Consider the following 20050-nt stretch of genomic DNA (forward strand, 5'->3'; position numbering starts at 1 on the left):
ATGGTATACATCATTGAAATACATTAATATTATTTAAATAACTGAACTCTTAATTAAGAGAATTTTTAAAGTTGGAGAATTTTATGGATAGTAGTAGACAGCAGAAGATGAAAAGATTATTAAAACAAAACCATGTACGAAACGAAAGAGAAAATGTTATTGCCCTTTTTGATAAATATTTCGACTATAAATTAAGAATTGAAGATTTTAAAAGTAGGAAAGAAACAAATGAACATAACAGATTATTGGAGGAACAAGTCTGTTATGAAGAGATATTTCAATTATATAATTCTTTTAATAGCAGTGAAATCAATAAACATCTTTGCGGAGAATTATCAAGGAGTATTAGGTTATCTCATAAGCACCTTTTAATTTTCCATAAGCTTGTTGAAAAGACAGGTACAGTATATTTAGACAAACAACATCTGAAAAAAACCTTAAATGAATTAGGAAATGCTATATCTTTTCCGAAAGAACACAATGTTATTATCGGACATGGAAGGAATAATGTAACAGGTAATATTGTGTTGGATAAAGGTTTAACTAACAATTTATATAACAACATAACAGAATTTATGGACAATGATTTTATGTATTCACATTTTTATATAGTTGACCCTAATTTTGAATTTGGGTTAAATATTTCTTACGAGGAATATTTTTATTCAGTCAGTTACTGGGGCTTTAGTAAATGATGATGTAGTTTAAAAAGATACTCTATACACTGAATATCAAGGTAAAACTGATATAATAAATAGAACTCAGAACATATATAGGAGAATTAAATATGGATTCTAGACAGCTCTTTTTAAGAGAAATACATAACATTATTAAGGAATATTCAGAGGTGGGAGAACAATTAAAACAACCTCCTAAAGAATTATCATGGGAGGAATTTAATTTAACTAAAAATGAAATAAGTGCTTTAGACGCTCAGAAATTCACTGACGAAAGCATTAGTGCAATTGAAAAAATCGTAAGAGATAATATTATGGGGGCTTTTCATAGTTCTTTTTGTTTACTAGATGGTGTGAGTGATCCTGTATCAGAAAATGATGAAGACATATGGGTTGGCTTAAAGTTAGAAGAAAAACAAGAAGATGAAGAATTTTTACATGATGAACTGTATAGTTCATATTGGGATTGGCATGAGTCAAATAATAAAGACAAATAGAGTTATAACAAAAGCTTTTATGGGAGAACTAAAATGATTACAAATTCTTTAAAAAGAGAAACGGTAAAAAAACTGAAGGTATTGATACATCAATTAGCTGAAGGTAATATAGAGAACATTGTTTCTTCTGGTTTTTCTGAAATAACTGAGGCGGAGATTAGAGAAGAATTGCGATACTACCCTGGTAAAATGACGTTACCTCCAAATGCAGCATATCAGAATTGGGAAGAGGAAATTGATATATATGAGGTAGAATATGAGTCACCGCCTAACTATGAAGGAACCTTTAATTTATACTATGATGGAGAACAGAGTGATTTAACTTTAAAATTCAATATATATGTTGAAAACGATAATGAAATTTTAATTAAAATACGTGACCTAGATGTAATGTGAAAACAAAAGGTCCTTCATTAAAAAAAGGACCTTTTGTGTTGCCTATCGTGATTATATTAACTAAAAGTGTATGTTTTACTCATCTTTATTTTTAATTTTAGACAAGTATTTTTCTTGCATCTTTCTAAAATTTCTTTCATATTTGTCTAATTTTTCTTTATCTCTTTGATAATTTAAAAGAGGCTTTCTTTTACCGACTACCATTGTATTAAGCTCATAAATTGGGTAAGTTAATTTGAAATATGGCTCAAATTTATTGCAATGTGTATTAGGCAATAGGACAGAAAGCATTGCAAATTCTTCAGTTGGAAATTGATTAGACGTTTTAAAAATCTCCAACCCTTTTAGAGCTGAAATAGGTTCTAAAGATTCATCCAGTACTCTGATATTAGAGAATGCTAAATAGTCTAGGTTTTTAAGAGATTTTAGTGGTTGTAGATTCTCTATTTTCAATTGATTTGAATCGTTCCCTTCTAAATTTAATATCTTCAGGTTAGATCCGTATTTTAAATATTGAATATTAGTAAGTTTAGAAAACCCTTTAATTAATAAAGATTCTAACAATGGATTAGCTTTTAAGTCCCACAATTCCTGAGCTCTTGTATTAGATTCTAATCCAAGAATCTTTAGATTTGTTAAGTTTTCTAGTCCAGATAAATCCTCCACTCTCATACCATAAATATAGAGGGATTCAGGGTTAATTAAATTGATGAGTTTATCGAATTCCCTTTGGTTCACAAACTCAATCCACAATTTTTTTATTCCAGATAGTTCTGCAAGTTTTGAAAGGTTTTTGGTATCGCCTCTAATCAAAAGTTCTGTTGATGATGTCTCTACATTTTTTAAGTCATATGTAATATCAGGTCTTTTATTATCATGAAATACATATTCTACGTGTTTCTTTTCTAAGTCCATACGTTTTCACTTATGCTCCACAAAGTATTTGATTATTACTATTTATTAATGCTGAAATTTCACAAAATCTTTTTCTTTATGTGAATAATGCTTCTTATTTGTAAAATAAACCTGTTTTAATTTTGTACATGGACTAATATCCCCATCCAATACATTGGTTCCTAAAAAAGAAAACGCTTCTAGATTTTCTAATCGTCTTATGAAATTAATAGAAGGCACTTCACCACATCTAGGCAAGCTAAGTATTTCTAATTTTGACAAGGTTTGAATAGTTGAAAAGTCTTGTATATTCTTACATGCTTCAATCTTAAGGAATTTTAAAGAGCTATATAGACCTTCAATTCCTTTTAAGGATTTTAAGGTACGGAGATAAGCAATTTCTAAAGAACTTAATTTATTGAGGTGTTGGATTCCCTGGAGGGATTCAATTCTACACTGTGCAAGGAGTAAACTCTCAAGGTTTTTAAGCTCTTTGAATTCTTCTAAATTTTTATTTTTTGGATTATAGCTCCATATATAAAGTCCTTTAAGATTCGATAGTTGATTTATGTTCTTAAATTTTTTATTCCAACTTAAAGTTAAAGATTCTAAGGTGTTTAAATGGGCTAAATCAATATCTAGATTTATACTTGTAATGCCCAATCCTTTTAGATTCTTTAGAGAGTAAATTCCAGAAATATCTTTTAAATATTCTCCATGTATTGAAAGGTATTCAATATGATTACATTGAAATAAAAAATCGATATCTTCTTTCTTATAATAGTCGTTTGTGATATCAAGGTGTTTAACATTATGTTTATTAATATATTCAATACATTCATCAAGATGCTTGTCATTGATAATAACAGTTTCCTCTTGTGAGTACTTAGTTTCTTTGCTGATTTTCACATTACCTGATTTAAAAAGAAACAATTTGATAACCTCTATTTTTAAGTTTTATTTTAGGTATACCCTATACTATTAATAATACCAATTGGAAAACTAAATTGATATTTAATTCATTCCTAGAAGGAACATTATGGTAAATAAACTTTCTTAATTTATATATTTAAAAAAGTTGAAAGATCTACTTATGAGTAGATCTTTCAACTTTAGATAATAAATGTCATTACCAAATTAATGACTAAAATAGTTATTAAGAGGCCTAATATAGCTTTTTGAAGTGTGAAGTTTACTTTACTATTTTGAAAACCTTTAAATACTAGAATAAGAGTTATTAAATTCAAAAATAAAATTATGATTGCTGCAGGACTAGTTATAATATTCACTCCTATTTTTTGTGTCACCTTTATTTCTGATACTTCTATATTCTTTTATATAACATATATAGAGATTTTTGGATACAGATTTTATTACCGATAACACGTTTTATGGTAACTAAAAAAGCCGAAAATCTACTGACTAAGTCAGTGGATTTTCGGCGACAAACGCTACTCTTTTCAACTAATGAGTGGAGACAACTTAAGTAGTTTGTGCTAATGATTCTGCTTTATTTATGCTTTACTCTTTCTACTAATTGTAACAGTTCATCACTGGGGCCGCGGAACAAAATCATACGTCCCCCTTCTAATGTCGGTTGGGGTTCAGGAGATAAAAATTCAATTCCTTTTTTCTTATAGTGGTTTATTGCTTCGTTCATATTCTCTACTGTAAAAGCAAGATGATTAACAATACCACTTTTATTATAGTCGCTCATAGGATTAATATCTCGAATTAGTTCAATTTCTACACTTGGCTGTTCGTCCAAATACAAAAATGCCATCTCTTTTATTTTTGAAGACCCTCGAAGACGAACCTTGAAGCCAAACATATCCGAGTAATATTCAATGGCCTGATCCATATCCTTAACAACTATAGCTACGTGTTCCATTTTTTAATCATTCATATTCTTCCTTTCGACATAAAAATAACGTTACTTAAAACGTTGATCCATCTAATAAACATTTATGTACTGCAGAATTAATATAATTCCTATCAAACTACCGTTTTTTAACCTCCTAGGGATAAAGGTATAAAAGGATCTAATGTGTAGGAATTAAAGAATAGTAGCATTCATAAATAAAAGAGGTAAGATTATCTTAACCTCACCTCTTAAAGTTTGCTCGTTTATGGCGCAATATCTTCTAACACTTTCTCACGTGTTTCAATCATCTTAAATGCCATAAATGCACCTACTGCAGCTACACAAGCGAACAGAACAAAAACCGAACTAATCCCTTTAGCGCCTAATACAAAGCCGAGTATCGTAGGAGCAATGGCTGAAGCTAGTCGTAACCATGCTGTCGCGAACGCGATTCCAAGTACTCTCATACGTGTTGGATAAATTTCTGGTGTATAGAGATAGAGAAGAACCGTAATTGTTCCCATGACGCCGTATGCTGCTGAACCTAAATACATAACACTTTCAGCAGATTTTGCACCGTTAAACCAAAGCGTTGTTAAAAGTAACCCTACAACTAGAAAAGCGATAGTTGCCCACCTTTTACGTCCAACTCTATCAATAAGTAATGCGCAAGCAAACACAGCTATTGTTTGAATGACATTCGTTAGTGACGCTGCATGTAGAGATTTTTCTAATGGAAGATTATAAACTGTTTTATATAAACTTGGAAGCCAGTTATTAAGTCCGTTCGCAACAAAGTAGGAAGAAAACCAAAGAGTCCAAACAATTAGCGTTCTACTGCGGTAAAAAGGGGAAAATAATTCTTTCCAATCTCCTTTTACTACAGCTTGAGGTGCACTAATTTTTGCTTCTATACGTTTATCCGTACTCGATTCAATTTCTTCAATTACTCGTTCTGCTTCATCAAATCTGCCCTTTGAAATTAACCAACGAGGCGATTCGCGCAACTTAAAGAAGAATAAAAAGACAATTAATCCACCAATGCCACCGATTAAAAACATCCATTTCCATCCAAAACTAGGTACAACTAAAGCGCCAATCTGCGCAGATATCATTAACCCAAGAGGGAAGATCATTTCATATAGCATAAAAAAACGTCCACGTCCTTGTGCAACTGAAAGTTCATTTATATAAGCTGCAGCAACAGGGACTTCACCCCCTACTCCGATGCCTTGCACAAAACGCAGCCATAATAGGGCATGAAAATTCCCCGCAAACGCACAAGCAATACTCATTCCTGACATTAAAAAGATGGTCCATTTAGCACTATAAACACGTCCAAATCGTTCGGCTAACCAACCAAAAAAGATAGCTCCAATCGCTTGTCCAAGATATCCAGAACCGATAAGAATACCGATCTGACCAGGAGTTAAATTCCATATTCCAATTAATACAGGCAAAACGAATGCTAGAGATAATGCATCAAAAGCATCAAAAAATGTGGCTGAACCCATAATAACACGTGGTTTAATATGCCAACGTGAAAAGGGAACGCTCTCTATACGTGTAAGCAGTTCAGTAGCACGATTAGACAAACCAATTTCTTCGTGATCATAGTTGATAGTCGTAGTGGGTTCTGAAGAATTTCTGTTTAATTCTGTATTCATACATAAATCCTCCTTAGTAGCGATTCCCTCTAATCGCAATGACAATGATCCTAAGATGTATAAAACAATACTTAATTAAAGTGGAAATATAAGATTTTAATAAAATGAAAAGGTTTACAACAAAAGACAACAACTAGTAGACCCTAAAATCTTTTTAGAGCCTACGTATGAATGTTAGTGATGTCTTGGCCTATCGGTTGTGGACCTATCGACATATTCCATCGTGAACACAACGTCTTTCTTTCGAATTTGTTTCCCTTCTAACATACTCGTCAGGATCGAGGTTGCCCTTTGTCCAATACCTAGTAAATCCACATGAACCGTAGATAACGCAGGGGTTATAAAGTCTGAAATCGGAACATCATCAGCTCCCACAACGGATAAGTCTTCAGGTACTGATAAGCCAATCATATCAGCTGCTTTAATAACGCCGATGGCTAAATAATCAGATGAGCAAACGATGCCTGTAATGTCTCTATGTTTTTTTAGAAACGTAGCTACTTCTGTTGTAGCTTTTAGAGCATCAAATTCAGCAATTTCAAAAACATTTTCAGAAGAATAATTTAAACCTAATTCATTCATTTTCTCTTTGTAGCCGTTCAAACACTTGACACTATGCATGGAACTAATCGGTCCATTTACAATCCCAATATTTCGGTGTCCTAGCTCATAGAGAGCATTCACTGCTTGTTTGATACCATCTTCATCATCCGGTCGTACACAAGGGAAAGGTGACCCTTCTAAATAGCTACCTACTACGACAATCGGTAATCGAATACTCTCTAACCATTCTAAGCTTAATTCCTCATTTCTAGGTGCAAAAAGGATAACACCATCTACGGCTTGAGTTTCAAGCAACCGTTTCTGTTGGGAAGAGGTAAACGACATCATCATATTATAGTCCGTCTGGTCAATTCCTTTTGCTATTCCTTCTAATACTGTTGAAAAGAACGGGTTATTTAAAATAAATGACCCCCTTGGAACTACAACTGCAATATTTCCTGTATTTTGTTTAACAAGTCCTCTTGCTCCTAAATTAGGACGATAATCTAATTCTTCCATTACTTTGCGAATTCGTTCTGCCGTTTTCGCACCAACACCAGGTTTATTTGTCAATACTCGTGAGACAGAAGCTGTTGAAACACCAGCTTTAAGTGCCACATCCTTGATACTTACACTCATAGTACATACCTCCGTGGGTCAAGTATATCTATCTATTATAAACGAGTCCCACCTAAATACTAAAGAGTAGTGGTTGCAAGATTGCCCCCACTACCTACAACATTTATTACGCTTTCACTTCATCTTTTAGTAATCCTACTTTTAGTAACCCTTGACGAATCTCTTCTACCTCTTCATCTTTTAAAGGTAATACTGGACGTCTTGCTAATGAACTACTAATTAGTCCACGTTGATACATTGCTTCCTTCATACGTAAATGTGAGGTAGAAGAAGGCTCATCCATTTTATATACAGCTTGCTTTAATTCAAAGATACGGTCATACACAGCGTTCGCAGCCTTTAAGTCTTGATCTTTCACACATTTCACTAGTTCTGCGATTAAATCTGGTACAAAACAACCAAATCCAACTAATGCACCGTCGATTCCTTGAACTAAAGTAGGTAACAAATATTCATCATGACACGTTAACAGTGAAACATCAGGCGCATTCTTTTTTAGTGCTCGAATATCTACTTCATATTGTGCAATATCTCGTTGTCCCACTTTAATAGACACAACGTTTGGAATAGCAGCCATTTCTAATAATTGGCTAGTTGTATACGATGTTTTTGTCCAAGTTGGATATTGGTGAACAACGATTGAGATATTAATAGCTTCCGCCACGTCTTTAAAAAACTGTACTGGTGATTCTTCTTGCATCCCAAATCGCAGCCAAGAATGTGGAGGCATCAGAAGGATCCCACTTCCTCCAGCTTTTTCTACAGCTTGAGCATGTTGGATAGCCTCGATTGTTCCTTCTGCGGAAACACCAGAGATAACAGGAATGCGACCTTTTAATTCGTCAGCAGCAATTCGTACGGCCTCTGCACGTTCTTCAGGCAATAAAGTCATAATTTCCCCTGTATGACCATTTACTACAATTCCATTAACCCCTTCATGACCCGCGACCCAGCGAACTAAAGAACGAAAGCCCTCTTCATCAATTGAATAATCGTCCTTAAATGGGATAAGAACTGCTGGAAATACGCCACTCCATTTTACTTTGTTTTTCATTAAAAACATCCCCTTTGTCAATTTTTAATTTATAGTAATCGTTTACGTAAATAATCATAAAATGAAAACGCTTAATTGTCAATATTATTTTTATTTTCTGATAAAATAAGTTTAAAAACTACCTTTTATGCCTTTTATAGCAGTTAAAACTATGAAAAAAACCAAAAATATAAAGTAAACGTTTACTTATTTATCGTCGTAATTTTAAGCTTTTATTTTTAATAGTTAACTTTAAAAATGGATTTTAGGGTTAATACCTTACTGCTAGTTTTGGAAAATGTGGACCTTGAAAACTATTTATATAAAAAGAAACCTTTGCCATAAAGGCAAAGGTTTTTCAAATTTATTGGAATAGGGGGAATACACTATTAGTCTGTCCAGATTTGTAGATTCATATGCATATAACTTTAAAAATAAATATTGTGATTGAGTCTTTTTTTTAGTAAATAACCTTATTTAAGTTCTTTTATTTTTTAAATAAATACTAAAGTATTTTATATATTATTAACGTTTCACTATTTATACTTAATGACGACAAATAAGAATAAAATCAACAAGAGGTGCGTATGTTACCCGCACCAAAAACATGTGAGTAAACTAACTATGTTGAAGGTTTACTAAGTAAATTATGAAACTAGACAGGGTGAAGAAAGCGACAGTGGAATGGCAAGATGTTCAAATGGTAGAAAATCAGCAATTAGAAAAGACCCTGTATCATTTAAGACGCAGGGCTCTTCTAAAGTTTTGTATATTGTTCAAATTATTTACAGGGTTATATATTGTACCATACAACATAGAACCCTGCTACACTTTTTCACTTTGAGAATTTTAAATATAAAAAAGAATTCATTTCGAAAATAATTATTCAAAATGAATTCTTTTTATATAGATTAAGGTCTATGGAAGTTGACAGTTTTTTCGTCATCTCCTGTTCGTTCAAACCAACCTCTAAAGGCCCAGTTATCGTATCCTCCGTCACCTTCATTAATAAACGTTCCTTCTTCAAATATCCAAACTCCAAACGTGATACCATCGTAATCTACGGTATCAAAATATTGGACACCTTGTAACTGGTTTGAATTATAACCTTGACTCAAATTCATGACCACTACATTATATTGTTGACCCGATTCAAAAAACGCTTTTTCCATTGCTCCTTTGACAAAGCCACTTCGATTATCAGCCGTTTTAGCTGCATCTGCAATCGCTTGCCCAATTGCTACTGGATCGATTGCTACGTCTCCTCCAACTTCTGCAGCTTCTGCGGATCCAGCAGAATCTCCTAAATTCGGTAGAGCTAATGGCGTCGCTAACACAGCTAAACCTACGGCAGAAGCTACAACAGCTTGTTTCGCTCTTCTCATTTGATCTCCTCCTATTTTAGTTGATTCTTAGAACAATTACCCTTTTTATGAACATTAAAACAAAAATTCCATAATTAAGTAGGTATAGGTGAGGAGAAAAAGTGAAATAAAGGTTTGAAGAAACCTGAAAATAATCTCGATTGGAAGCCAGATGAAGAAACAATGACACATTTAGAAATAGTTTGTCATGTTGTAGTATCAGATACTATCCCCATCTATCTATTGAAAATTCAGGTAGCTTAAACGTACATTTCAGTAAAGACTTTTATAAAACGTCACTTACTTATTTGTTACCGAGTTGCTCTGCCAAACCGATTAAAAGTCCTTCTACTCCACGGATGTAGCAGAGCCGATACGAGTCTTCATATTGAACCACTTCGCCAACGAGCTGAGCGCCATACCTAGTGAGTCTGGACACCATTTCGTCAATGTCTTCAACAGTGAACATGACGCGTAGATAGCCGAGAGCGTTTACAGGAGCAGTCCGGTGATCTGATATAGTAGGTGGGCTGAGAAATCGCGAAAGTTCAATCCTGCTGTGGCCATCCGGGGTAACCAGCATCGCAATCTCTACGCGCTGAGAACCCAATCCTGTTACACGTCCACCCCATTGACCTTCGACGGTGGCTCGTCCTTCAAGACTCAAGCCAATCTCCTCAAAGAAAGAAATTGCATCGTCAAGGGATTCCACAACGATACTGATATTGTCCATTCTTAGTAGGTTGTTTTTTTCCATAGTTTTATCTCCTTATATGTGATATTTTATTATCTGTTCATTTTCATAATCATTCTATTAAAAAGTTACAAATTCCTTTCAAACAAAACATTCTTACCCTGTCACTAAGCCATATTTGGTGTGTATTTTATATTCTTTGTAGAAAAATGATCTATTTGCCAATAATACACGAAAGACTTTACTATTTACTAAGCTAATTAATGAAAAAATCGGTGTAATAATAATTCCGAATAGTGTATAGTAAAGAATAATTTTTCATTATATGTCTGAGAGGTGGGATTGTTATGGAAAAGCTAGAATATGAATGGGTAAAACAAGCACGACAAACTTTATTAGAGCAATGTAGAGAATTGAGTGAAGGTGACTTGGCGAAAGAGTTTGCATTTGGTTTTCAAAGTATTAGAGATTCTCTAGTTCATGTGGCAGGTTGCTATCATGCTTGGCTAGGTTCTTTTGTGCTTTCAGAAACAACATCACCACTATTCACAAAAGAAGTAATTAATACTATGCAAATAGACGATATTCAGCATTATTTTCAACAGGCTGATAGATACGTAGAAAAAGTATTGAAGCAATTTACAGATAAATTTGATGAGTCTATTGAAAAAGAACTGGCTTGGAGAGCAAACAGTGGTTTGGTAAGAAAAACACCTCGTCAATTGCTTGTCCATTCAATTACTCATGAATCACATCATAAAGGACAAATTGTAGTTATGTTACGCCTATTAGGGCATACACCTAAAAATACGGACATATTGGGGTTACCTGAAAAAGAACCTTCCAAATAATAAATTTAAAAACCTTCTCACAAAGAGCGATATTTTTAAAACAACGTATGTGCTCTTTGTGAGATTCGTAAAAGTAGACGTTTGTAGTTAATATAAAACCAATTAAAGGAAAAAGGTCCTTGTCGGAGGATATGTCTGTTATGATAAACATATAATTTTCTCTAGAGGGTGAAGTCTATAAAGGAGTTTTTATTTATCAAAAAAGCTCGATAAAAAAATTAAAGTTAACTAGCTTTATTTTTTTTTATAATATACATCCTTCTTTTCAAATAGTTGATTCTGTATACAAGTATGATATATTAAAAGTCATATTATTTTTTACAAATTTCAACGTAACTCTATTTTTGAGGAACCTCACGTCCACTGCCGAGGTTCCTCTTTTATTTTGTATATGTAGCAACACATTCAAATTAGCGTTTGATTACACATTATGGTAATTTATTTCATTAAATCCTTGTATAGAGTTCATCACAGAAGACATTTCTTTTAATAGGTAAATGTCTTCTGTGATCTTTTTAACCTGTTAACAACAAATAACCAGATATAAATATATAAGCACAACTTTAATTCAACAGGATTTTGATACCATTAAAGAATTTCAAAAAAAGTTCTTTATAGAATCCCTTTTTTATTTTAAAGCTTAACTTTTTAGTTCTACGTAGAAAAATATGTTTTACTCTCGGTTTGTCTTTTTCCTTAAATACTTTATGCTCGTGCTGTTTAAACAATTTATTTCCTATCCACTAACCCTTTCTTTTAAATAACCTAAAAATCCATTTTGGACTTTAATTATATGGTCACCGTTCCAAATACTATTGACCCTAAAGTAATACCACCTTCGAGATTCGCCTAAAAATTCTCCAACGCTATAACCTTCTTTGATTAAATGAGCTTGAATTTCTTCTTTCCAATCATTAAACATCTTCTTCCCTCCTATTTAAGATTGTTAAGACTTTCCTTTTACTAATCCCCATTTCATTCAAGGGGAAACCAATCATTCTTATTATTCATATATGTTAGTATTATCTATATCATATAAGCTTTATAGCAATTCCAACTACGGTGAATAGAGCACCTTCAAAAGATTTGTAGAGGGTAACACGCCATAATAAAAAAGCCGAAAAGGTAACTCTCGGCTTTTTGAATCATATGGTATCTATATAACTGTGTATACAATTAGCAAGGGAGTTTAATCTTCCCAAACTTCATTCATTAAATCTTCAATTTCTTTTTCCAGCTTTTTCGTTTCACTTTCATCAATCTCAACTTTATCTCCCGTAATATAAACGACATCTCCAACTTGTGTATTCTTGGGAAAGATATCTTTAGGATAATCTTTTGTCTTTCCTTCAATTTCAACAACAGCAAATCCCTCTTCAAATCGATCAATAATCCCTTTTATCTTTTTCATAATTACCTCGATTTTTTAACAGAATAAGATGTTCCATCGCCTGTAATAATAATTGTACCACTTTGGTCTGTTCGCAAAATACTTGCTTTTGAATTCTTTAGTAAGTTCACAACTTGAGAAGTAGGGTGTCCATAGCTATTCTTACCAACGCTGATGACCGCATACTTAGGTTTTACAGCATCTAAGAAACTCCTACTTGTAGACGTTTTGGCACCATGGTGGCCTACTTTAAGCACATCTGCACGTAGTGTCTTCTTTGCCTTAATCATGTCTGCTTCTGCTTTTGTTTCAGCATCACCTGTAAATAAAAATGTATTCTTCTTATAAGTCATATGTACAACAGCACTCCAGTCATTTAAATCACTGTTGGCATATGTTTTGGTAGGCCCTACAATTTGAGCATTTACATCTTTAACAGGTAACTTTACGCCTGCTTGTGCTGTTTGAATCTTTAATTTTCTCTTTTTAACAGCATTCAAAAAGTCTTTGTAAGCTTGAGTGTTATTACTTACTTTCGGTGCATAAACATTTTCTACTTTAAATGCATTAATAACTTCATCTAACCCACCAATATGATCAGCATCAGGGTGAGTAGAAATTAATACTTCTATATCATCAACTTTTTGTTTCTTTAAATAATTTACAACCTCATTTCCTTTTCCCTTGTTTCCACCGTCAATAACAATGTCTTCACCATTAGGAGCTTTAATATAAATGCTATCTCCCTGACCGACATCAATATAATGTACTTTCATGGTCTTAGGTGTTGCTGCGTAGGATGAAGCTGGAGCTGCAGCAATCCCTATTCCTATAGCGAGCGAAGAAACAATCTTGATAACACGACTCTTCATTGTTTTATCCCCTTTTGATGAATGTATTTTTATTTGTATTGTTCATTTATAGCAAAATTAATTTTACTACATGAATCCATCTGTTAATACAAATAAATTTGAATATTTTTACTTATAAAGATGATAAAAGTCATGTTATATGTAAAGATAAGTAACAAAATGGAGGTAAATAGTAATGAAATGTGCTATTTTAAGAATTAAGCTAGATTGACATTTTAGGATAATTTGACCTTTTGATTAAGCTACTATATAGATTTAATCGTAAATTCTCCAATATGCATAATAAGCTTGAAGAAGAGTAGTTTTCAGATATTATGTTCAGCCAAACAAATAAGGATGATGCATATAGAAAGTAACAAAGTATTTATTGTGAAAAGTGCTTCTATACTACGTAATCCAATTTAGCTTGAGCTCTGTGGTAACTGTAGTTTGCCTATTTTTACAATCTTATAAAGGGAGGGCATGTGAATGAAGAAAGAGCTCCTATTTGAATCTTATGTCTTGCTATTTGATATTGAAATATCACTTGTTAGTATAATAGAAAAAGAAATGACTACATGTTATGGGCATTTATGGCGACAAATCTTTTTCGTCGAGGGCGGAACTCGCCTTTATGATAACATTCCTCTGTTCTTTAGATTAAATCCTCTTAGAGGTATCTTCACAAATCATGAGTTACATGACCTGTGTATAATATCAGATATACAAAATGTACTAGATCTGCATTCAGCTATTTCTCAAGATGATTTTGACCACCTTAAATATTTCTCTAAGCAACTAAATACAAAAAAAGCCTCCAAATTGGTTATCTAGTTGTATTTAAAGTTAAATTCAAATGAGTTTTAGATCACAATAAAATTAAATAAATGTGATAAATGTAAATGAAAAAGAAGTAAAATGAAAAAATTGTAATCCTTTTCAATAAATGATAGAATGAGAACAACTTATTGAGTACACAATTTATTTGGTAGAATAAAATCATTTGAAGGTGGTCTAATTTTAGACCACCTTTTTTTATGCGATTAGAAAAAAGAAATACAAAGTGCAGAGTTTTTCAGTCCAAACAAGCTGGTTGTAATTTAAATAAAAAAACAAGAATTTTGACCGTTCACCTCTATACCTGAACCTTAAGAATAGTGTATAAAAATATAACAAAAGCTCCGAAAACCGTCTTTGCTTTCAATACTATACCTTCTTCATTTCTTCTTGAGTAAGACCTATTGACTAAACGATTGCAGCACATTGAAATGGAATTAAATGTTTATATAACTTTAATTGGGGGACTTACCTTGTAAGAACATCAACATTTAATTGAGAGGAGAATGGAAAATGAACAATAATACAGGAACTGTTGAAAATAAAGTAGAGAATAAATTAAATGAGATGAGTCAAGAGAAGAAAGACAATATTCTTTCTAGTTTTAACGATTTTAAAACATACTTAGGAGATAAAGTCACAAAAGGTAAGAAATTAGGCTTAAATGATGATCAATTAACTTTGGCAGCTAAAAAAATAGCTGATTATTTGGCAAAACATGAGGAACCACAAAATGAAGAACAATATTTATTGCATGAACTATGGAAAGTTGGAAATGAAGAAGAGCAACATCACCTTGCTCGTATGCTTGTTAAATTAGTTAAAGAATAAACTTAAGTTGCTTGTCGGATTCCCAAGGTACACGATTTACCGTACCCTATGTGATGTTACATCCACATGAAAGGACATTACCTTTGTAGGTAACGTCCTTTTATATATTCAATTATTCTTTTTTAGCTATAGTAGAGTATTGTCTGTTCGCTCTAACAGTGCAATGCTTTTTTTAAAATCCAATAGGTTGAACCTATACTGAATCTAGGTTTTTCATAGGAATATGTAATTAGCAACTTAGTTTATGAAAGCTTAAAAGAGAAAAATGAAAAGCGTTTAAATTAATCTATCCTATTCCCTACTTTTAGCGACTAATATTGTTTTTTGTATCAATAAAAAGCTGACCATTTTTGTGAACTTCTGCATAAAACACCTATGAAATAGAACTTATATCTAATTCCTGCAGTTTTCCATATAATCACTTGTTATCAAGATTTAATTTAGCTAAATTATTGTTATTAATAACTCCATTTATAAGCCTCTTCTTCTTATAAGTTTTAAGTATATTCCCTATTTACATCTGTAGAAAATCTTCTACTTTTACATCCTTTTTTAACTTTCGTAACCCTGCATTTATTCTATAAATTGTGGAGTATTTGGGTATGTAGTTTTTATCATTACAAAGCCTCGATATGGTTGGGCGACTTAACTTTGTGGCGTTTTCGAGTTCTAATTGATTGATATCTTCTTGCTTATCCAACCATCTTCCAAACCTTGTTCGCTTCTTTCCTAAGCCTAGAATCATACATCCATCTCCTTTATCAAGAAGTATGGACATTATGTAACTTTTTTAATCATAAGAAAAAAAGTTACATATAGGACAAGCATCGGCTCATATCATAGAGTAAGACGTCAGAAAGAGACGTCATCTTATGCTACCAAGAATGGAGCGATTGAAATGACAAAAGAATTAGCAATCACGTTATTGAATCGAAAAGACGTCTATTTAACGTTAGAAGGTAAGCAGATGTTGGAGGTCATTTTGAAAGAGAAAAGCGCATATGAAGAAAAATAAGAATCCGAAAAATCATGTAGACACCTATCGACCAACTGTGCGGTATCATTCTATTTATCGTACATATGTCGATAGTCTGTTTCAGGCTACCGAATTAGACCGAAATCAAATTATAAGATGTGCGCTTTTTACAGCAGCGCACAACCCTGTTTTTTTAGCGCTAATGAATCAGTATAAAATGAGTGACGTCCCTCTCCCCTCCTCTCCATGGCAGTCTGCTTCCCACCCGTTATGGATGGAACAAGAACCCAACATCGAAGAGAAAGGAGGAGGAGAAAATGATGACGGTGAGAGAAAAAGAACGTCTACAAGAACTTCTGCGTTACTTGGAACATCAACAGACGGCCAATCGTTCTCTGGAAAAACTCTTGAATTCAACCAACAGTCCTCTAGCCATGAAAAGACAGAAAGAATTACGAGACGTCAGCAACCGATCGAGAGACGTACAAGGGCGATTCCTACCTTACAATTATCAAACAATGGAGGAATTAGACTTGATCTTAGATAAAGAAGTCCAACGAAAACTTAAAATAGAGCCGATTGAAGGTTCTTATAACAGTTATGCAGTGCATGAAAGGGAAAAGAGAGATTGGAGTGGGAATATCTATTTGGCTTGTGTGGCATTGATTTTAGCCATTGGCTTTTTTACCTGACGTCTTTTTAGAATAGTGTCGATATTTTGGGCATAAACATATAGCATGAATACAGTTAAGACCGCCTTATATAATGAGACATAATGGGCGGTCTTTGTTCTAAATATGATTAAAAACATCTTAAAAGTGAGCAAAGTTTCAGTAACAAGAAACAAGGATAAAGATTTATATTAAATATATCTTTTATACCTTATACTGCAGATGGCACAGGAGGAATATAGATGAAAAATAGCCCTCGTTTCGACGAATTAGTTTTTGATTTTGAAAAACGTTTAGGTCGACATTTAAATAGCAAAGAAAAAGAGTTACTTGTATGGATAGTGGAACAAGAAAATAATGAGTTTATTCAATAATCTATAGTTAACCCTTCACACCTCAAGAAATTTTCAAATGTGTAGCTATCTGCTTATACTCTATAGGTAATACACAGAAAAAACTCCTACCCATTAAGGTGTAGGAGTTTTAAATAGTCTCAAATAGTAGATTAGAAATAAAGGATATTCGGTAATGCATATGAAATGAAAGTTTAACTTTCCATGTTATTCTATCAAAAGTATCTTTACTATTGAATATGGCAACCTTCTCAATTTGCTATCTGTATCTGGAATAACAAAAGGTAATAAATCACAAGTTACCCTATTGTAGATTAAGTATTAATCTACAAATGCCTGTTTATCCTCTATTTCACCTGGTTTTGAATATGTAACGTAAGTGCCTGCCATCATGTCATGAAGACTTCTTTTATCCTTACGGAAAACCACCATGAACACACTTACAATTAACGCAATACCTAATGTAATACCATAAACAATGCCGGCTACAAGAACTCTTAATAGCATTGCTCCAATTCCAAGTTTCTTTCCATTGACTTTGACAATTCTCACTCCAACAATTCGTTTCCCTATAGTATATCCATACCATAAAATAGGTACAGCAACCGCATAGATGAAACCTATGACTGATGTAATGGGATCGTCACCATCAAAGTCTCCTGTAATAAGAAAGCCGATAAGCCCCAAAGGAATACTTACAATAATGCCATCTAACAGATTTCCTAATAGGCGTATCCAAAATCCTGCTGGTTTTATTACTTGATTCACTTTATATTTCTCCCCTTCTTATAAATTAACACTTTATCTACCTATATAGCTCCTCAGATGAGGATAACAATTCCTAGTGTAACACCATACATAAGACTCCCGATGCAGAGATATAAAACCATAAATCCAAAGTCTACATCTCGTCAAGATTATAGTTAAATCGCTTGTACACCTTGTTTTTATGTTGTTGATTCATTTTCATAATGTTAATGATGACATGTTGCTCATTTTTCCAATGTACATCAACATCATGAATCATAGAAGGGTGAATTCCTTGGAGCTCCTTATACTGGTTAAGAGTGCTTCCAGGTTGTCCGTAGTACATTCTAAGAGAATCGGCCTTTTGTTTTTGCTCATAATCAAAGTAATCAGTGGTTTGTTTATACATCTTTTTTACTTCAACAATGTTTTGTTGATTAGGAGATGTGCTAGTTGTAAGTGAAACGCTACGTATAATGTTTGGTTGTTGTTGGCTTTTATCCACGAAGTGGTTCATCACAAATACAAGAAAAATTACTCCAAAGGATAACGTGATCCAAAGCCACTTTTTCATGTCGACACTTCCTCTTTTATGATTGAAAATCAAAATGAGTAGATGATCTCATTACGAAATAGCATTTTCTGCTATTTCGTATCCTTAGATAATAACATACTCAAAAAATCTTGAAAGGTATCAGCAATCTTTGATGTAGCTGGATCACACTCATATGATTCTTCGTAGTCTAGGAAATCAACAGACGGATTGTTTTTATCATAGTGAAAGTTCAAACACAAATAATCTCCCCATGCTAGCTTGGCAATTGGAATTAATTCAGATCCGATGAGGTCTTCATCATAAATATTCCGTCCTTGTTCTCCTAAGGAAGTTTCGCAGCAACCAATATCATACACCCCATAAGGATGCTCACTGAAGTTTTTAATAATGCCTAAAAAACGTTCAATTTGACACCTCTTATTGATGATTGTTAGGGGTGTAGAATCTATTACTGTACATCCGTTATATTGTTTCAAAAATTCTTTATACGCATTGGGCAATTGGATGCGAAAAGAAGCTTCTAATTTTGCAATGTCTTGATCCTCTGGTAATGGATAAATAATGCTTTCTTTCACAACTCTCATTGTTATCAATCTCCTTGCAGTCCTTGCAATGGGTCATCTTCAAGGAAATACATTATGACTTCTGGTATTCATACATAACTGGAACTTTATCCATTTTAAGGGTTTTGGCCACAATATAACGACGGTAACCATCTTTCAAGATATTCGATCCTTTTTCAATCGTTAATGGCTCATCCAGACGCCCTGTACGCTTCACAAAATCAATGACCTTTTGTGTTTTTTGAGGGTTTGGACGTGTCTTTAAGAACTCTTCAGGTACGATGATTTCGTCGAAACTTAGAAGATCTTGTGTCCCTTTTGGCTGATTTGTTATTTGTTTCTTTTGTGGCTCCACCTTTTTCTCTTGAACAGGTGTCTCCTTCACTTCTGTCTGTACTTTTTCAGCTTTCTTCTCTTCATTTGCTGCAGGCTGAGAAGTAGGTGCCGGTTTTTCTTCCTGTTTGGTAGCAGCAACTTCTTGTTGCGCTGCAGAAGCCTCTTGTTTGGCCTCTTTTTTATCGTTTGGTTCATTGTCTTCTTTGTCTTTCTTATTCGGGAGAACGGTAATCTGGAAGCAGATTACACCTACTTCACCAGGGCATTCATCAATCGGAATATCTAAAGTTGGTTCTCCTTGAATTAAGATCTTTTCATGCATAATACTTTTTTTCGTGAGACCTGTTTTGTTAAAAGCCTTCTTTGCAACAAATACCGTGTACGAAATAAACGTACTCTTCTTCAAGCCTTTAGGCGCAGATGGTGACCCTTTTTCACGCATATCAAAGGCAACATAGCGATCGTATTCTCGTAGTGGTCCTGTGGCTGATCCAGTTAACGTAATTTTATGTGGCATAATGTGCTCCTCCTGCGTAGATATAGATTTATTTATTATTTAGAACAGTGTTCTAAATAAACATATCCTAATAATAATTTAGCTTCTAAGGGATTTCTTCACTTTTCGCATTTTCTTCTGTCGTACATATAACTAGAGACTATGTGCATACTTATAGTGTGGACTTGTAGCTCAATGGCAGAGCAGCCAGTCGTATTACACTATACAACTTTGGTATCTTGCAGGTTCGAATCCTGCCAAGTCTCTCTTAAAACACTGAATACGTTAGAAATAGTGAAAATCCTTGCTATGCTTTAACTATTT

The 20050-nt window shown here is 33.4% G+C and carries 25 protein-coding genes and 1 pseudogene; 10 read left to right on the forward strand and 16 right to left on the reverse strand.

Going from position 1 to position 20050, the window contains the following annotated elements:
- The first annotated feature begins 83 nt into the window (after positions 1–83).
- From ACMX9J_RS24660 to ACMX9J_RS24670, 3 genes are all read left to right on the forward strand, one after another.
- Entirely contained in the window at positions 84–695 is a 612-nt protein-coding gene (locus ACMX9J_RS24660; RefSeq protein WP_247807235.1) for a hypothetical protein, read from the forward strand.
- A gap of 92 nt (positions 696–787) precedes the next feature.
- Positions 788–1174 (forward strand): hypothetical protein, encoded by a 387-nt coding sequence (locus tag ACMX9J_RS24665; RefSeq protein WP_416226338.1) that lies wholly within the window; start codon positions 788–790, stop codon positions 1172–1174.
- 33 nt (positions 1175–1207) lie between these two features.
- Complete coding sequence (locus tag ACMX9J_RS24670; RefSeq protein WP_247807237.1) at positions 1208–1570, forward strand: hypothetical protein; 363 nt, start codon at positions 1208–1210, stop codon at positions 1568–1570.
- Between the two features lie 75 nt (positions 1571–1645).
- Here ACMX9J_RS24670 and ACMX9J_RS24675 read toward each other — a convergent pair whose 3' ends face one another.
- From ACMX9J_RS24675 to ACMX9J_RS24710, 8 genes are all read right to left on the reverse strand, one after another.
- The gene (locus ACMX9J_RS24675) at positions 1646–2485 is read right to left on the reverse strand and encodes a leucine-rich repeat domain-containing protein (protein ID WP_247807238.1); all 840 of its coding nucleotides are present in this window, start codon (positions 2483–2485) and stop codon (positions 1646–1648) included.
- Positions 2486–2530: 45 nt separating this feature from the next.
- Positions 2531–3397 carry a leucine-rich repeat domain-containing protein gene (locus tag ACMX9J_RS24680; RefSeq protein WP_416226339.1) on the reverse strand — a complete coding sequence of 289 codons (867 nt, stop codon included), beginning with the start codon at positions 3395–3397 and terminating at the stop codon, positions 2531–2533.
- 577 nt (positions 3398–3974) lie between these two features.
- Positions 3975–4355, reverse strand: a complete 381-nt coding sequence (locus ACMX9J_RS24685) for a VOC family protein (RefSeq protein WP_416226340.1) — start codon at positions 4353–4355, stop codon at positions 3975–3977.
- A gap of 236 nt (positions 4356–4591) precedes the next feature.
- On the reverse strand, positions 4592–5995 hold the full coding sequence (locus tag ACMX9J_RS24690) for an MFS transporter (protein ID WP_416226341.1): 1404 nt from the start codon (positions 5993–5995) through the stop codon (positions 4592–4594).
- Between the two features lie 174 nt (positions 5996–6169).
- A complete protein-coding gene (locus ACMX9J_RS24695) occupies positions 6170–7177 on the reverse strand; it encodes a LacI family DNA-binding transcriptional regulator (RefSeq protein ID WP_416226342.1) in 1008 nt (335 codons plus the stop codon).
- Between the two features lie 106 nt (positions 7178–7283).
- Positions 7284–8231 carry a dihydrodipicolinate synthase family protein gene (locus tag ACMX9J_RS24700; protein WP_416226343.1) on the reverse strand — a complete coding sequence of 316 codons (948 nt, stop codon included), beginning with the start codon at positions 8229–8231 and terminating at the stop codon, positions 7284–7286.
- An 890-nt stretch (positions 8232–9121) separates the two neighbouring features.
- Entirely contained in the window at positions 9122–9595 is a 474-nt protein-coding gene (locus ACMX9J_RS24705; protein WP_416226344.1) for a stress protein, read from the reverse strand.
- A gap of 283 nt (positions 9596–9878) precedes the next feature.
- On the reverse strand, positions 9879–10331 hold the full coding sequence (locus tag ACMX9J_RS24710; RefSeq protein WP_226701713.1) for a VOC family protein: 453 nt from the start codon (positions 10329–10331) through the stop codon (positions 9879–9881).
- A gap of 284 nt (positions 10332–10615) precedes the next feature.
- On the opposite strand from ACMX9J_RS24710, the gene ACMX9J_RS24715 reads away from it, so the two are divergent.
- The gene (locus ACMX9J_RS24715) at positions 10616–11119 is read left to right on the forward strand and encodes a DinB family protein (protein ID WP_416226345.1); all 504 of its coding nucleotides are present in this window, start codon (positions 10616–10618) and stop codon (positions 11117–11119) included.
- A gap of 736 nt (positions 11120–11855) precedes the next feature.
- On the opposite strand, the gene ACMX9J_RS24720 is transcribed toward ACMX9J_RS24715, so the two are convergent.
- From ACMX9J_RS24720 to ACMX9J_RS24730, 3 genes are all read right to left on the reverse strand, one after another.
- The gene (locus ACMX9J_RS24720) at positions 11856–12041 is read right to left on the reverse strand and encodes a hypothetical protein (protein ID WP_416226346.1); all 186 of its coding nucleotides are present in this window, start codon (positions 12039–12041) and stop codon (positions 11856–11858) included.
- Positions 12042–12308: 267 nt separating this feature from the next.
- Positions 12309–12530, reverse strand: coding sequence for a DUF3006 domain-containing protein (locus ACMX9J_RS24725; RefSeq protein ID WP_416226347.1), 222 nt, complete (start codon positions 12528–12530; stop codon positions 12309–12311).
- Between the two features lie 2 nt (positions 12531–12532).
- Positions 12533–13285, reverse strand: a complete 753-nt coding sequence (locus ACMX9J_RS24730; RefSeq protein ID WP_416226363.1) for a ComEC/Rec2 family competence protein — start codon at positions 13283–13285, stop codon at positions 12533–12535.
- Between the two features lie 564 nt (positions 13286–13849).
- Between ACMX9J_RS24730 and ACMX9J_RS24735 the strand changes: the two genes are divergently transcribed.
- The gene (locus ACMX9J_RS24735; protein ID WP_416226348.1) at positions 13850–14194 is read left to right on the forward strand and encodes a hypothetical protein; all 345 of its coding nucleotides are present in this window, start codon (positions 13850–13852) and stop codon (positions 14192–14194) included.
- Between the two features lie 516 nt (positions 14195–14710).
- Entirely contained in the window at positions 14711–15028 is a 318-nt protein-coding gene (locus ACMX9J_RS24740) for a DUF3243 domain-containing protein (protein ID WP_416226349.1), read from the forward strand.
- Between the two features lie 514 nt (positions 15029–15542).
- On the opposite strand, the gene ACMX9J_RS24745 is transcribed toward ACMX9J_RS24740, so the two are convergent.
- Positions 15543–15773 (reverse strand): transcriptional regulator, encoded by a 231-nt coding sequence (locus tag ACMX9J_RS24745; RefSeq protein ID WP_170836823.1) that lies wholly within the window; start codon positions 15771–15773, stop codon positions 15543–15545.
- A gap of 256 nt (positions 15774–16029) precedes the next feature.
- On the opposite strand from ACMX9J_RS24745, the gene ACMX9J_RS24750 reads away from it, so the two are divergent.
- The 3 genes from ACMX9J_RS24750 to ACMX9J_RS24760 all read left to right on the forward strand — a co-directional run bounded on the left by ACMX9J_RS24750 (position 16030) and on the right by ACMX9J_RS24760 (position 17049).
- Complete coding sequence (locus ACMX9J_RS24750; protein ID WP_099331438.1) at positions 16030–16551, forward strand: hypothetical protein; 522 nt, start codon at positions 16030–16032, stop codon at positions 16549–16551.
- Complete coding sequence (locus tag ACMX9J_RS24755; protein ID WP_155017608.1) at positions 16538–16696, forward strand: hypothetical protein; 159 nt, start codon at positions 16538–16540, stop codon at positions 16694–16696. The genes ACMX9J_RS24750 and ACMX9J_RS24755 overlap by 14 nt, the downstream gene beginning before the upstream one ends.
- A 221-nt stretch (positions 16697–16917) precedes the next feature.
- On the forward strand, positions 16918–17049 hold the full coding sequence (locus tag ACMX9J_RS24760; RefSeq protein WP_265589655.1) for a hypothetical protein: 132 nt from the start codon (positions 16918–16920) through the stop codon (positions 17047–17049).
- Between the two features lie 300 nt (positions 17050–17349).
- On the opposite strand, the gene ACMX9J_RS24765 is transcribed toward ACMX9J_RS24760, so the two are convergent.
- The 4 genes from ACMX9J_RS24765 to ACMX9J_RS24780 all read right to left on the reverse strand — a co-directional run bounded on the left by ACMX9J_RS24765 (position 17350) and on the right by ACMX9J_RS24780 (position 19747).
- Entirely contained in the window at positions 17350–17796 is a 447-nt protein-coding gene (locus ACMX9J_RS24765; protein WP_047752045.1) for an RDD family protein, read from the reverse strand.
- Between the two features lie 133 nt (positions 17797–17929).
- Positions 17930–18349 carry a hypothetical protein gene (locus tag ACMX9J_RS24770; RefSeq protein WP_416226350.1) on the reverse strand — a complete coding sequence of 140 codons (420 nt, stop codon included), beginning with the start codon at positions 18347–18349 and terminating at the stop codon, positions 17930–17932.
- Positions 18350–18420: 71 nt separating this feature from the next.
- Positions 18421–18915 carry an SMI1/KNR4 family protein gene (locus ACMX9J_RS24775; protein WP_328179429.1) on the reverse strand — a complete coding sequence of 165 codons (495 nt, stop codon included), beginning with the start codon at positions 18913–18915 and terminating at the stop codon, positions 18421–18423.
- Positions 18916–18967: 52 nt separating this feature from the next.
- Complete coding sequence (locus ACMX9J_RS24780) at positions 18968–19747, reverse strand: plasmid stabilization protein (protein ID WP_099331433.1); 780 nt, start codon at positions 19745–19747, stop codon at positions 18968–18970.
- A gap of 160 nt (positions 19748–19907) precedes the next feature.
- Here ACMX9J_RS24780 and ACMX9J_RS24785 point away from each other — a divergent pair.
- Positions 19908–19992, forward strand: a pseudogene (locus ACMX9J_RS24785).
- Positions 19993–20050 lie beyond the last annotated feature (58 nt).

The organism is Priestia sp. RMT2NF4 (assembly GCF_047872835.1).
GTDB lineage: Bacteria > Bacillota > Bacilli > Bacillales > Bacillaceae_H > Priestia > Priestia zanthoxyli.

Bases quoted from the DNA above. Each gene is read 5' to 3' on its own strand.
- ACMX9J_RS24660 (WP_247807235.1), top strand. From the start codon at position 84: ATGGATAGTAGTAGACAGCAGAAGATGAAAAGATTATTAAAACAAAAC.
- ACMX9J_RS24665 (WP_416226338.1), top strand. From the start codon at position 788: ATGGATTCTAGACAGCTCTTTTTAAGAGAAATACATAACATTATTAAG.
- ACMX9J_RS24670 (WP_247807237.1), top strand. From the start codon at position 1,208: ATGATTACAAATTCTTTAAAAAGAGAAACGGTAAAAAAACTGAAGGTA.
- ACMX9J_RS24675 (WP_247807238.1), bottom strand. From the start codon at position 2,485: ATGGACTTAGAAAAGAAACACGTAGAATATGTATTTCATGATAATAAA.
- ACMX9J_RS24685 (WP_416226340.1), bottom strand. From the start codon at position 4,355: ATGGAACACGTAGCTATAGTTGTTAAGGATATGGATCAGGCCATTGAA.
- ACMX9J_RS24690 (WP_416226341.1), bottom strand. From the start codon at position 5,995: ATGAATACAGAATTAAACAGAAATTCTTCAGAACCCACTACGACTATC.
- ACMX9J_RS24695 (WP_416226342.1), bottom strand. From the start codon at position 7,177: ATGAGTGTAAGTATCAAGGATGTGGCACTTAAAGCTGGTGTTTCAACA.
- ACMX9J_RS24700 (WP_416226343.1), bottom strand. From the start codon at position 8,231: ATGAAAAACAAAGTAAAATGGAGTGGCGTATTTCCAGCAGTTCTTATC.
- ACMX9J_RS24705 (WP_416226344.1), bottom strand. From the start codon at position 9,595: ATGAGAAGAGCGAAACAAGCTGTTGTAGCTTCTGCCGTAGGTTTAGCT.
- ACMX9J_RS24710 (WP_226701713.1), bottom strand. From the start codon at position 10,331: ATGGAAAAAAACAACCTACTAAGAATGGACAATATCAGTATCGTTGTG.
- ACMX9J_RS24715 (WP_416226345.1), top strand. From the start codon at position 10,616: ATGGAAAAGCTAGAATATGAATGGGTAAAACAAGCACGACAAACTTTA.
- ACMX9J_RS24720 (WP_416226346.1), bottom strand. From the start codon at position 12,041: ATGTTTAATGATTGGAAAGAAGAAATTCAAGCTCATTTAATCAAAGAA.
- ACMX9J_RS24725 (WP_416226347.1), bottom strand. From the start codon at position 12,530: ATGAAAAAGATAAAAGGGATTATTGATCGATTTGAAGAGGGATTTGCT.
- ACMX9J_RS24730 (WP_416226363.1), bottom strand. From the start codon at position 13,285: ATGAAAGTACATTATATTGATGTCGGTCAGGGAGATAGCATTTATATT.
- ACMX9J_RS24735 (WP_416226348.1), top strand. From the start codon at position 13,850: ATGAAGAAAGAGCTCCTATTTGAATCTTATGTCTTGCTATTTGATATT.
- ACMX9J_RS24740 (WP_416226349.1), top strand. From the start codon at position 14,711: ATGAACAATAATACAGGAACTGTTGAAAATAAAGTAGAGAATAAATTA.
- ACMX9J_RS24745 (WP_170836823.1), bottom strand. From the start codon at position 15,773: ATGATTCTAGGCTTAGGAAAGAAGCGAACAAGGTTTGGAAGATGGTTG.
- ACMX9J_RS24750 (WP_099331438.1), top strand. From the start codon at position 16,030: ATGAAGAAAAATAAGAATCCGAAAAATCATGTAGACACCTATCGACCA.
- ACMX9J_RS24760 (WP_265589655.1), top strand. From the start codon at position 16,918: ATGAAAAATAGCCCTCGTTTCGACGAATTAGTTTTTGATTTTGAAAAA.
- ACMX9J_RS24770 (WP_416226350.1), bottom strand. From the start codon at position 18,349: ATGAAAAAGTGGCTTTGGATCACGTTATCCTTTGGAGTAATTTTTCTT.
- ACMX9J_RS24775 (WP_328179429.1), bottom strand. From the start codon at position 18,915: ATGAGAGTTGTGAAAGAAAGCATTATTTATCCATTACCAGAGGATCAA.
- ACMX9J_RS24780 (WP_099331433.1), bottom strand. From the start codon at position 19,747: ATGCCACATAAAATTACGTTAACTGGATCAGCCACAGGACCACTACGA.